At 30.8% G+C, this 13,490-nt stretch carries 11 protein-coding genes; all 11 read left to right on the top strand.

Annotated elements, in window-relative coordinates; all coding sequences use genetic code 11:
- The first annotated feature begins 39 nt into the window (after positions 1 to 39).
- The 11 genes from Q0807_RS14925 to Q0807_RS14975 all read left to right on the top strand — a co-directional run bounded on the left by Q0807_RS14925 (position 40) and on the right by Q0807_RS14975 (position 13,358).
- Entirely contained in the window at positions 40 to 1,449 is a 1,410-nt protein-coding gene (locus Q0807_RS14925; RefSeq protein WP_299111149.1) for a trypsin-like peptidase domain-containing protein, read from the top strand.
- A 149-nt stretch (positions 1,450 to 1,598) separates the two neighbouring features.
- Positions 1,599 to 3,047, top strand: a complete 1,449-nt coding sequence (locus Q0807_RS14930; protein ID WP_299111152.1) for a glyceraldehyde-3-phosphate dehydrogenase — start codon at positions 1,599 to 1,601, stop codon at positions 3,045 to 3,047.
- A gap of 269 nt (positions 3,048 to 3,316) precedes the next feature.
- Positions 3,317 to 3,925 (top strand): tRNA (guanine-N1)-methyltransferase, encoded by a 609-nt coding sequence (locus Q0807_RS14935; RefSeq protein WP_299111154.1) that lies wholly within the window; start codon positions 3,317 to 3,319, stop codon positions 3,923 to 3,925.
- Positions 3,926 to 4,088: 163 nt separating this feature from the next.
- On the top strand, positions 4,089 to 4,766 hold the full coding sequence (gene trmD, locus Q0807_RS14940) for a tRNA (guanosine(37)-N1)-methyltransferase TrmD (RefSeq protein ID WP_299111156.1): 678 nt from the start codon (positions 4,089 to 4,091) through the stop codon (positions 4,764 to 4,766).
- Positions 4,767 to 4,888: 122 nt separating this feature from the next.
- On the top strand, positions 4,889 to 5,236 hold the full coding sequence (gene rplS / locus Q0807_RS14945; RefSeq protein ID WP_299111158.1) for a 50S ribosomal protein L19: 348 nt from the start codon (positions 4,889 to 4,891) through the stop codon (positions 5,234 to 5,236).
- Between the two features lie 731 nt (positions 5,237 to 5,967).
- A complete protein-coding gene (locus Q0807_RS14950; RefSeq protein WP_299111160.1) occupies positions 5,968 to 6,543 on the top strand; it encodes a pentapeptide repeat-containing protein in 576 nt (191 codons plus the stop codon).
- 145 nt (positions 6,544 to 6,688) lie between these two features.
- A complete protein-coding gene (locus Q0807_RS14955) occupies positions 6,689 to 8,908 on the top strand; it encodes an NADP-dependent isocitrate dehydrogenase (protein WP_299111162.1) in 2,220 nt (739 codons plus the stop codon).
- A gap of 142 nt (positions 8,909 to 9,050) precedes the next feature.
- Positions 9,051 to 11,426, top strand: coding sequence for a TonB-dependent receptor (locus Q0807_RS14960; RefSeq protein ID WP_299111164.1), 2,376 nt, complete (start codon positions 9,051 to 9,053; stop codon positions 11,424 to 11,426).
- Between the two features lie 3 nt (positions 11,427 to 11,429).
- Positions 11,430 to 12,245, top strand: coding sequence for a DUF4249 domain-containing protein (locus tag Q0807_RS14965; protein WP_299111166.1), 816 nt, complete (start codon positions 11,430 to 11,432; stop codon positions 12,243 to 12,245).
- 77 nt (positions 12,246 to 12,322) lie between these two features.
- The gene (murQ, locus tag Q0807_RS14970) at positions 12,323 to 13,135 is read left to right on the top strand and encodes an N-acetylmuramic acid 6-phosphate etherase (protein WP_299111169.1); all 813 of its coding nucleotides are present in this window, start codon (positions 12,323 to 12,325) and stop codon (positions 13,133 to 13,135) included.
- On the top strand, positions 13,122 to 13,358 hold the full coding sequence (locus tag Q0807_RS14975) for a DUF6095 family protein (protein ID WP_299111171.1): 237 nt from the start codon (positions 13,122 to 13,124) through the stop codon (positions 13,356 to 13,358). The genes murQ and Q0807_RS14975 overlap by 14 nt, the downstream gene beginning before the upstream one ends.
- Positions 13,359 to 13,490 lie beyond the last annotated feature (132 nt).

Below are 13,490 nucleotides of genomic sequence, written 5' to 3' on the forward strand. Positions count from 1 at the left end.
TAGAAAGTAAAATATAATTAAACTTAAATCTGAAAAATTATGAAGAAGATTATAACATTAGTATTTGTTTCGGCATTAGGTGGACTTTTAACTTTAGGAGGTTACAAAATTTTTGTTGAACAAGAGTCACAACAATTAGCGGTAGAGCAATCTAATGATTTACCAGTGTTTGTGCCAACAAATAATTCTGTTAACACAATTAATAACGCTGCAATTGCTCCTAATTTTGTTGAAGCTGCGGATAAATCTTTAGATGCCGTAGTACATGTAAAAAACACAGCTATTGTAAATGCTCCAACATCAATGAGAGACTTGTTTTATGGTCGTAGCTCGCAACGTGCGCAAGTTGGCACAGGTAGTGGTGTTATCATTTCACCAACAGGTTACATTGTAACAAACAACCATGTTATTAAAAATGCAAACGAAATTAGCATTACTTTAAATAATAATAAAGCCTATCTGGCAGAATTGATTGGTACAGACGAAACTACAGATATTGCATTATTAAAAATTGTAACCGATGAAGACTTGCCATTTATGGCTTTTGGCGATTCTGATAATGCTAAAGTTGGAGAATGGGTTTTAGCCGTAGGTAATCCTTTTAACCTTAACTCTACAGTTACAGCCGGAATTATAAGTGCAAAATCTAGAGATTTATCGGGTAACCATTCGCAATCTTTTATCCAAACAGATGCAGCTGTAAACCCAGGAAACTCTGGTGGAGCTTTGGTAAACACAAATGGTGATTTAATAGGAATTAATACCGCTATTTCATCACAAACCGGTTCTTATATTGGTTATTCTTTTGCCGTACCAAGTAATATTGCTCGTAAAATTGTAAATGATATTATGGAATACGGTAACGTGCAAAATGGTATTCTTGGTGTTGTTGGTGGTGCTTTAAATAGTGCAGCTGCTGAAGAATTAGGAACAACTACAACTGAAGGGTTTTATGTTAGCGAAGTACAAGAAGATACAGGAGCAGAAAAAGCAGGTATACAATCTGGTGATATTATTAATAAGATTGACAACGTTAAAATCCATAAATTTTCAGACTTAACAGGTTATTTAAAAACTAAAAGTCCAGATGATGTAGTAAACGTTACATTACTTAGAGATGGTGAAGAAGAAACTTTACCAGTAACATTGCTAAAACCATCTACATATATTTTACCAACAATAGGTATTATAAAGAATGCTACAAAGCAAGACCTTAAAAAGTATAAAACGGATTCTGGTGTAAAAATTTCTAAATTCGATAAAAATTATAAAGCCTATTGGAATAAAAATGGAATTGAAGAAGGTTCTATTATTTCAAAAATAAATGGTAAAAAATTAAACTCTATTGATGACGCAGAAAATGCAGTAAAGGCAAGATCTTTAAATGAGCCACTTCAAATTGAAGTCATAAATAATAAAGGAGAAAAAGTCGTCTATAATTTTAGTTAAATTGAAATAAATATTAGGTTAAAAGAACCCTTCAAAGTATTATTCTTTGAAGGGTTTTAATTTTCGTTAAAATGTTCTACGAAAACGTTTGAAATATAGTATTTTTGCAAAATTAATAAACAACAATTTAATCTCTTAACTAATAAAATATGGGTTTTAATGCCACTTACGAAAAGGAGTTAGCGTTTCAAGCTGATCGTCGCAGAGCAACGGTAGAATTTATAAAAATCATAAGCGACTTATGGTATGATAAATCTATTGAGCTCGTTTTGTTTAGAAATCAATTAATAGACAGAAATGTGAGCGAAATTTTAAATCTACATGAATATGCAGGTGAATTTGTTCAAAAACCAATTTCTATTTTCGATTCTGTTGAAATTGCACAAGCTATTAGTGCTTTAAATTTTCCGCCAGCGAAGTTAGACATAGGAAAACTGACTTATGAATTTCATTTAGAAGATCAAAAATACAGCAACGCAACTGCTTTTGTTGCTGCAAAGCTGGGTAATGCTAAAGATAATAAAGCTATTGAACCAAAAGATGTTGTTCTTTATGGTTTTGGTAGAATTGGCCGTTTAGTAGCGCGTGAGTTAATGACACGTACAGGTAAAGGAAACCAATTAAGATTGAGAGCCATTGTAACTAGAGGAGAGATTAATGAAACCGTATTAGAAAAGCGAGCTTCGTTATTAAGAAACGACTCTGTACATGGTGATTTTTGCGGAATGGTTAGTGTCGATGTAAAAAACTCTGCTTTAATTATTAACGGAACTACTGTAAAAATTATTTCAGCTAATAAGCCAGAAGACATTGATTATACAAAACACGGTATTAAAAATGCCTTAATTATAGATAATACAGGTGCGTTTAGAGATAAAGAAGCATTAAGTAGACACCTAAAAGCCAAGGGAGTTGACAAAGTATTATTAACAGCACCAGGAAAAGGGATACCTAATATTGTACATGGTGTAAATCATAAAGAACATAATCCTGATAAAGTAAAAATATTTTCTGCAGCTTCTTGCACTACCAATGCAATTACACCAATATTAAAAGCAGTTGAGGATTCTTTTGGTATTATAACAGGTCATTTAGAAACGATACACGCTTATACTAACGATCAAAATTTAGTAGATAATTTTCACAGTAAATATAGACGTGGACGTGCTGCTGCCTTAAACATGGTCATTACTGAAACAGGTGCTGGTAAAGCAGTAAGTAAAGCATTACCATCTTTAGAAGGTAAACTAACTTCAAATGCTATTAGAGTACCTGTACCAAATGGATCATTAGCTATTTTGAATTTAGAATTAAAAAATGAGACTTCAGTAGACAGTATAAATACAATAATGAAAAAGTATGCTCTTGAAGGTGATCTGGTAGAACAAATAAAATACGAAATGAGTGACGAACTCGTATCTAGTGATATTGTAGGAAGCTCCGCTCCTTCTATCTACGATAGCAAAGCAACTATTGTTAGAGAAGATGGGAAAAATGCTATACTATATATATGGTATGATAACGAATATGGATATAGTCATCAAGTTATTCGTTTAGCAAAATATATTTCTAAAGTAAGACGCTATGCTTATTATTAGAATTTGTGAAAAAGAAAATGAAAGAAATCCTGCCTTATGGCAGGATTTTTTTTGCTGTAAAATTTGATACTTACTTATAGTTTTATACTTACAACATATAAAATGTAGATTATTACTACATCTATTAACATCTAAACTATTAATTCTACCGTATATAAATTGCCTCACGTCATTGTGAGGCTATTTGTTTGATAAATGTTTATGGAAATACTCATAAAATTATTATCTTGGCAATCAATTAATCCATCAAAACCAAAATTACTCATTAGATGAAATTCCTAACCAAAGTCTCTGTAATTCTTTTAGTTACACTTAGTTTACAAACTATAGAAGCACAAACTGAAACAGAAACAGAAGAGAAATTATCTCTTAACAGTGGTACAATAGATAATCAGTTTGAATATTTAATTCGAAAATCTGGTAAGTATCAAGAATATAAAGTTGTAAAGAGAACATGGTTATTTACTTTAAAAGCTCATGTTGCAGATACACTTAAGGCTGTCCATAAAGATTTATCAGATACGCAAGCCGTTGTAAAAAAGCAAGCTGATGAAATTGAAAGTTTAAAATCTAATTTAGCAAATACAGAAACTACTTTAAATGCTACTAATGACGAAAAAGATAATATTTCGTTATTTGGAATACAAACTAGTAAAGCTAGTTATAAAGTCTTAATGTGGAGTATAATTGGTGGACTTTTTGCTTTACTTCTATTATTTATTTATAAATTTAAAGGTAGTAATTCTGCAACTAAAGATGCTAAGCATAAATTAGAAGAAGTAGAAACTGAATTTGAAGAACACAGACGAAACGCTCTAGAACGAGAGCAAAAAGTAAGACGTCAATTACAAGACGAATTAAATAAGCAGAAGTCTTAAGAAACAACAAACTCAGCATATTATATAACAACTAATGAATCCGTAATTTTAAATTGCGGATTTTTTTATTGAAGAATATAATTGCGAAGAGTGTATTTTAGAATAGAGCACCTTTATAAATTTCCTCAATTAATCTTATCTTCGCAAATTATACAAATAAACTATGCGCATAGATATCATAACTGTTTTACCAGAACTATTAAAAAGTCCTTTTGAAGCCTCAATCTTAAAAAGAGCAATAGAAGCTGGTTTGGTAGAAGTTCATTTTCATAATTTAAGAGATTTTGCAACAGGAGGTTACAAATCTGTTGATGACACTCAGTTTGGTGGAGGCGCAGGCATGGTAATGAGTATTGCTCCTATTGATAAATGCATTTCTAAATTACAATGTGAACGTAATTACGACGAGATTATTTATATGACTCCTGATGGTGAGCAATTAAATCAGAGTATTGCCAACCAAACCTCTTTAAAAGAAAATATCATAATTCTTTGCGGACATTATAAAGGTGTTGATCAACGTGTACGCGATAGATTTATTACAAGAGAAATATCAATAGGAGATTATGTACTCTCTGGAGGAGAGTTAGCTGCAGCCGTATTATGCGATTCTGTAATACGCTTAATTCCAGGAGTTTTAGGCAACGAGACCTCTGCTCTTACCGATTCTTTTCAAGATAATTTATTAGCACCACCAATTTATACCAAACCAAGAGAATATGATGGGATGAAGGTTCCAGAAGTATTATTCAGTGGAAACTTTGCTAAAATTGAAAAATGGAGAGAAGACCAAGCCTATAAGAGAACACAAGAAAGACGACCAGATTTGCTTGAAGATTAAATTTTAATTTTAAATCTATTGTGTTTAATCAAAAAAGTACTACTTTTGCAAACCAATTTAGACCAACCTCTGGCGATAATCGTGAATGTTGCTTTGAATTAACTATTATAAATAATTAAAAAATGAATTTAGTAAAATTTGTACAAGACGAATTTGTAACACGTAAAGAGTTTCCTGAATTTGGAGCCGGTGATACAATTACAGTATACTACGAAATTAGAGAAGGTGAAAAAGTGCGTACGCAGTTTTTTAGAGGTGTTGTATTACAACGTAAAGGAAGCGGATCTTCTGAAACGTTTACTATCCGTAAAATGTCAGGAACAGTTGGTGTAGAGCGTATCTTCCCAGTAAACTTACCTGCTTTACAAAAGGTAGAAGTTAACAAACGAGGTAAAGTACGTAGAGCTAGAATTTTCTACTTTAGAGGTCTTACTGGTAAAAAAGCGAGAATCAAAGAAGTTAGAAGATAATTCAAACTTATATATTACAATAAAGAGCCTTCTGAAAAGAAGGCTTTTTTTGGTTATAAACAATTGTTAATAACTACGGTTCACAAACTGTTGATATCTAATAAGTTAAAAATAATTATTTTTCGAAATATTTATGTAATTTAGTGAAACAATTAATAACAAACCTGGTTTGGTTTTTAAGTTTCATTAAAATTAATGTTAATTGTTACTAAAGACTCGTTCTTTATGTATTGAGGTTATTTTTTGAGATTGTTTAGCAACTTGCATCTACAAGTGCCTGTGAAGCAATCATGAAACTTTAATTTTGTAACATACTTTCGTAGGTTACCTTATTAAAGTAGAAAGCTCAGAAAAAGTAATGGAATCGAAAGTGAACATGAAAAAGATGAGCAATGTTTTAAACCTAATTTTCGTTCATGCGAGTGAGTATCTTAGGAAAAACATCAAGAAAAACAAACCTAAGAATCAAAGTAATATCAGGTCAATACATTTTGAAAGATATGAAATGTTTCGAAATTTGAAACAGAAACCCTAAAACTGAAAAACTGTTGACATTAGTCAGGCAGAAGAGTTAGTGTAAACTAAATAGGTGAAAAAGTTAGTACTGTTTCTAAGAAAGCCATGTCAGCAGAGATTTTTCTGAGTGATATGGCTTTTTATTTTTATAAAAAAAGCATTACATTTTAAAAGTCATTTATACAATTCATCCATTTCTTTTGTATTCTTGTAAGATGAACTCACACCTAATAGACCAAAAGTATTTTAACTCAAAAGATTTTACGACAAACCTGCTTCCAAAGGCAGAATATACAGGCTGTGTATTCACAAATTGCACATTTGAAAGCTCGGATGTTTCTAACGTTAACTTCACTGAATGTGATTTTGTAGATTGTAATTTTAGCAATGTCAATGTAATGAATACCACTTTCAATGACGTTGCTTTTATAGGTTGTAAAATTTTAGGTGTATTATTTCAAAGTTGTAATCCATTCTTGTTGTCTTTTAAATTTACAAATTGCATTTTAAACCTCAGTGGCTTCTATCAAGTAAAAATAAACCATACTCAGTTTCTAAATTGCACTATGCATCAGGTAGATTTCACAGAAGCTGAAGCTAAAAAAACACGATTTAAAGATTGTGATTTATACATGTCTACTTTTGACAGAACTAACATTGAACAAGCAGATTTTACATCAGCTATTAACTTCAATATTAATCCTTCTAAAAATCAAATTAAGAACGCTTCATTTTCAAATGAAAATATTTCTGGACTGCTAGAAAGCTTTAATATTAAGATAAAACAATAAATCGTTGGTTTTAAGTAGTATTTTATTAATTCCTTAAATATTGGTGCTCTTTAGTACAAATCTAGCACCCAAAAAATCAAACGTTTTCGTATATTTGCTCTGCTTAATTTTAAGCAACTTATTATTCTAATTATTTTCAAGACTTATGACAAAAACAGCAAAGATTGTTTATACAAAAACGGATGAAGCACCAGCTTTAGCAACACGTTCATTTTTACCAATTGTTAAAGCATTTACAGAGTCTTCAGGTATTGCTATAGAAACAAAAGATATATCATTAGCTGCTAGAATATTAGCAATTTTCCCAGATTTTTTAACAGACGATCAAAAAGTAACGGATACCATAGCTGAATTAGCCGAATTGGTAAAAAAACCAGAGGCTAATATTATAAAATTACCAAATATTAGTGCATCAGTTCCACAACTTACTGCAGCGATAGAAGAATTGCAAGGAAAAGGATTTAAGATTCCTGATTATCCGGAAGAACCAAAAGATGATACTGAAAAGGAAATTAAATCACGTTACGATAAAATTAAAGGTAGTGCTGTAAATCCTGTATTGAGAGAAGGAAACTCAGATAGACGTGCACCAAAAGCTGTTAAGAATTATGCTAAGAAAAATCCACATAGTATGGGAGCTTGGTCATCAGATTCTAAAACACATGTAGCAACAATGACTAAAGGTGATTTTGCACACAATGAAAAATCAGTTACTCTTGCTAATGCGACTTCAATCAATATAGTTCATACAGATACTAAAGGCAATAAAACCAAATTAAAAGAAGGTTTAGATCTATTAAAAGACGAAATTATTGATGCTACTATAATGAGCAAAAAGGCATTGCTTGAATTTTTAGAAGAGCAAGTAGAAGATGCTTTAGATCAAAGTGTATTGTTTTCGTTACACATGAAAGCAACAATGATGAAAGTTTCTGACCCAATTATTTTTGGGCACGCAGTACGTGTCTTTTTTAAAGATTTATTTGAAAAACATGGTAAGACCTTCGATAAAATTGGCGTTGATGTTAACAATGGCTTTGGTAATTTACTTGAAAAATTACATGATTTACCAGAAGATAAACGCGACGAAATTAGAGATGATATTAGATTTGCACTAGATCATAGCGCAGATTTAGCTATGGTAAATTCAGATAGAGGAATTACGAATTTACATGTACCAAGTGATGTTATTATTGATGCTTCTATGCCTGCAATGATTAGAACTTCTGGTCAGATGTGGAATGCTGAAGGTAAACAACAAGATACTAAAGCGGTAATACCAGATAGTAGTTATGCTGGTATTTATAGCACAACAATTGACTTCTGTAAAAAACATGGCGCATTTGACCCTACAACTATGGGGACAGTTCCTAATGTTGGGTTAATGGCTCAGAAAGCCGAAGAATACGGTTCTCATGACAAGACTTTTGAAATTGCTTCTAAAGGAAAAGTTGAAGTAATCGATGCTGATGGTAATATACTATTAACACATAAAGTTGAAGCTGGTGATATTTGGAGAATGTGCCAGGTTAAAGATGCACCAATCCAAGATTGGGTAAAGTTAGCCGTTACAAGAGCGAGAGCTTCTAAAACACCTGCTGTTTTCTGGTTAGATAAGAAAAGAGCACATGATGCAGAATTAATTAAAAAGGTAAATACATATTTAAAAGATCATGATACTGAAGGTTTAGATATTAGAATTTTATCTCTTGTTGATGCCACTAAATTTACTTTAGAAAGAATTAAAGAAGGAAAGGATACAATCTCTGTAACTGGAAATGTTTTAAGAGATTATTTAACTGATTTATTCCCTATTTTAGAAGTAGGAACAAGTGCAAAAATGTTATCTATTGTTCCGTTGATGAATGGTGGTGGCTTATTTGAAACTGGAGCTGGTGGATCTGCACCAAAACATGTTCAGCAATTTATTGAAGAAGATCACTTACGATGGGATTCTTTAGGTGAATTTTTAGCATTAGCAGTTTCATTAGAGCATTTTTCTGAAGTAAACAAGAATAAAAAAGCTAGTATTTTAGGAGCAACTTTAGATGATGCTTCAGATAAATTACTAGAAAACAAAAAAGGACCTTCTAGAAAAGTAAATGAATTAGATAATAGAGGTAGTCATTTCTATTTAGCTTTATATTGGGCTGAAGCTTTGGCTAACCAAGATAGTGATGCAGATTTGAAAGCTGAATTTACAGAAATCTACAAAAATCTATCCTCTAGTGAAGAAACTATTGTTAAAGAATTAATAGATTGCCAAGGTGAACCTGTAAATATTGATGGTTACTATTTGCCTAACGAAGAATTGATTTCTAATGCAATGCGTCCTAGTAAAGTATTTAATGATATTATCAATTAATCTTATTTAGATTAAGGTTATGTTAAAAAGCTTCTTTCGAGAAGCTTTTTTTATGCTTTTAATTTACTTTTAACGTAACATCATTATAAGTTAATCGTTATAATAAAAACTCATCATCAATCATATTCAATATTCATCACATATGAAATTACTTTTCAGAGGATTTATACTATGTCTCCTATTGTATTCCTTTAATCTCAAAGCTCAAGAAAAATTCACATTAAGCGGAACAATTTCAGATAATCTCAGTAATGAAACACTAATTGGTGTTAATATTATAATTCCGGCATTACAAACAGGAACCATGACTAACGAATATGGCTTCTACTCTATCACGTTACCTTCTGGTACTTATGATATTCAAATTAGTTATTTAGGTTTTACTACTATAAATGAAACTATAGAGCTTACATCAGACCTCTCTAAAAATTATAAACTTGAAGAAGCTGCCGAAAGTTTAGATGAAGTTATTATTACAGAAAATATTGAAAAATTAAATATTAAGAAACCTCAAATGAGTGTTAATTCTTTATCTATTAAAACAATAAAGAATATGCCTGTTGTTTTAGGAGAAGTAGATGTAATAAAATCAATAACACTACTACCAGGAGTAACCAATGCAGGAGAAGGCGCTTCTGGGTTTAATGTTAGAGGTGGTGCAGCTGATCAAAATTTAATACTTTTAGATGAAGCTACCATTTTTAACTCGTCACACCTGTTTGGTTTCTTTTCTGTATTTAATCCAGATGCAATTAAAGATTTAAAACTCTATAAAGGAGGAATTCCTGCTAAATACGGTGGACGTGTATCCTCTGTATTAGATATTTACCAAAAAGAAGGAAACAGTAATTCGTTTCACATGAATGGTGGAATTGGCTTAATTTCGAGTCGTTTACTAGCAGAAGGGCCTATAAAAAAAGAAAAAGGTTCGTTTTTAATTGGAGGAAGAAGTAGTTATGCTCATTTATTTTTACCGCTTTTCGATATTGATAGTAAAGCTTACTTCTATGATTTAAACACCAAATTAAGCTACAATATTAACAGTAATAACAATATTTACTTGTCAGGATATTTTGGGAGAGATGTATTTGAAATCTCTGATAGTTTTCAAAATACATTTGGTAATACTGTACTTAACTTTCGATGGAATCATTTATTTTCTGATAAAATATTTTCTAATCTATCTTTAATTTATTCGGACTATTACTACGGATTAGAATTAGGTTTCGTTGAGTTCGATTGGGTTTCTGGTATTAAAAATTTCAACCTCAAATACGATTTTAAACATTACATAAATAATAATTTCAAATTAGAGTATGGGTTTAATAGTATGTATTACGATTTTAATCCTGGAGAAATTAAACCTACAACCGATACTTCAGGAATCAATCCTTACAAATTAATAGATAAGTACGCCTTTGAAAATGCTATTTACATAGATGCAGAACATAAATTAAGTAATAAACTTTCTGTAAGTTATGGGGCTAGATTGAGTATGTTTCACCGTTTAGGTCAGGATGAATTAAATATTTACGAGAATGATTTACCTTTAACTTTTAATGAGGAAATCGGCATTTATGAAAAGGCAGATCCAATAGGTACTGAAACTTTTAATAAGAGTGATGTTATAAAGTCATTTGCTAACTTAGAACCAAGATTAGCTATTGCATACCAATTAAATGATGTTTCTTCTGTAAAGGCAAGTTACAATCGTATGAGCCAGTACTTACATTTATTATCTAACACATCTTCTCCAACACCATTAGATGTTTGGACACCAAGTGGAAAATATGTAAAACCTCAATTATTAGATCAAGTCGCCATTGGATATTTTAAAACTTTTAAAAATAACACTTATTCATTAGAGGTTGAAAGCTTCTATAAAACTATAAAAAATCGAATTGATTATGTTGATGGTGCTGATTTAATTGCTAATGACGCTATAGAGCAAGTAATTCTTAATGGAGAAGCAAGAGCATATGGATTAGAAGTTCTGCTTAGAAAAAATGAAGGGCGATTTACAGGTTGGTTGGCTTATACACTTTCTAAATCTGAACAAAAAACTCCTGGAAGAACGGTAGTCGAAACCGGAATAAATAATGGACAATGGTACAACACAGCTTATGATAAAACCCACGATATTTCACTGACTGGAAGTTATGAACTCAATAAAAAATGGTCTATTAATTCAAATTTCATATTCCAAACGGGTCAACCAACAACTTATCCTAATAGCCAATATGAATACAACGGACTAGTAATTCCTAATTATGAAGCTAGAAATTCAAGCAGACTTCCAACGTATCATCGTTTAGATATATCAGCAAACTTTAACCCTAAACCCGAGAGTAAAAAAAGTTTTAAAGGAGAATGGGTATTCGGTATTTATAATGTTTATGGTCGTAAAAATGCAGCTAGTATATCATTTCGAGAAAATAGTGATACAGGAACCAATGAAGCTGTACAACTTGCTATTTTTGGAATGGTACCTTCAATCTCTTATAATTTTAAATTTTAAATCATGAAAAAAATAATTTATCTATTTATATTATGTTCTTTATTCTATACATGTGAAGATGTAATTGATGTTAATTTAAATGAAGCTGAACCAAGATTGGTGATTGAAGCGTCTATAGATTGGTACAAAAACACAACTGGAAATGAGCAAAGTATAAAATTATCACTTTCTGCACCATTTTTTGATGAAATAATTCCGCCTGCTAATGATGCTTTAGTTGAAATTATTGATAGTAATGGAAATACATTTTCATTTTTAGAAGAAAATAACAGCGGTATATATAAAACTAATAATTTTACACCTATAATTGATGAAATGTACACATTAGTCATCAATTACGATAATGAAGTTTATACAGCTACAGAAACTTTAAAATCAGTTGTGCCAATAGATTATATTGAGCAAAATGATGAAGGCGGTTTCGTAGGAGATGAAATTGAAGTTAAGGTTTATTTTACGGACCCTGCAGATATAGACAACTATTATTTCTTTGAATATTATACTGATTTTTCAGATACACCCTCTTTAGATGTAGCTGAAGATCGGTTTATTGATGGTAATCAAATTTTTGGCTTTTATTCCGAAGAAGACTTAGAACCAGGAAACGAATTAACTATTCGCCACTTTGGTGTATCTAAACAATATTATGAATTCATGTTTATTCTATTACAACAAGGTAGTGATGATGGTGGTGGACCATTTGAAACACAACCGGCTACAGTAAGAGGTAACTGCATAAATATTACAAATGAAGATAATTATCCATTTGGTTATTTTAGATTATCTGAAGTTGAAGAAGTTATATATTTTATAGAATAGATTAGCTTTTTTTATTTATTAGTATTTCATACTATCACAATTTAAATATCTAAAATAATTATTTATATCTTTAAATCATGACATTTATAAAAACTACTGAGCAAGATTCAAATTATAATAATCTCGAAAACATGTCCGTTAAAGAGATTATCCACTACATTAATAATGAAGATAAATTAGTACCGTTAGCAGTAGAAAAATCAATTCCCAAAATTGAAACAGTGATTACCGAAGTGGTTTCGAAGTTAAAAAATGGAGGAAGATTAATATATATTGGAGCCGGTACAAGTGGAAGATTAGGAGTTTTAGATGCATCTGAATGTCCACCTACTTTTGGAGTACCGCAAGGCCTCGTAATAGGAATAATTGCAGGAGGAGATAAGGCTATTAGAAAAGCTGTTGAAAATGCAGAAGACTCTCCTACTCAAGGCTGGAACGATTTATTAAATATTAATATTACAAAAAAAGATATAGTAATTGGTATTGCGGCATCAGGCACAACTCCATATGTTATACATGCATTAAAAATCTGTAATAAGAATAACATTATAACTTCATGTATAACTTGTAATAGAAATAGCCCATTATCATTAACTGCAAAATATCCAATAGAGGTTATCGTTGGACCCGAATTTTTAACCGGTAGTTCTAGAATGAAAGCTGGTACGGCTCAAAAACTCGTTCTTAACATGATTACAACCACAAGTATGATTCGGTTAGGAAAAGTAAAAGGGAATAAAATGGTTGATATGCAATTAAGTAATGATAAACTTGTAAAGCGTGGTATTGCTATGATAATGCAAGAATTAAAAATAGAAGAGCTTGAAGCTTCATTATTATTAACTAAACATAAGTCAGTAAGACAAAGTATTATTCATGGAAGAAAATAACAAAACAGATAAAGAGATTTTAACGAAAGGGTTAAAACAGTTATTACTTTGCTTAATATTAATGTTTTTAGGACCTACAATGCTCCATTTAGCATTCAATAATCAAAACAAAGCACTTTATATTCCACTTCTTATTGTATCTATTATACTCTGTATTCTTGCTATTGTTTTATTAGCTGTTGGTATTAATACTATTATGAATAGTATGTTTAAAAAAAAGTAATGTACTTCCTCAACCTATTAGTTTAAAATATTCTTAATAGTTCCCAGTAAGTTTCAACAAAACGTAAAAACATAAAACAAAAAAACCCTTACTAGAACACTAGTAAGGGTTTTACAATATCGATATATACAT

Origin of the sequence: uncultured Winogradskyella sp., assembly GCF_947495255.1 — a bacterium.
GTDB lineage: Bacteria > Bacteroidota > Bacteroidia > Flavobacteriales > Flavobacteriaceae > Winogradskyella.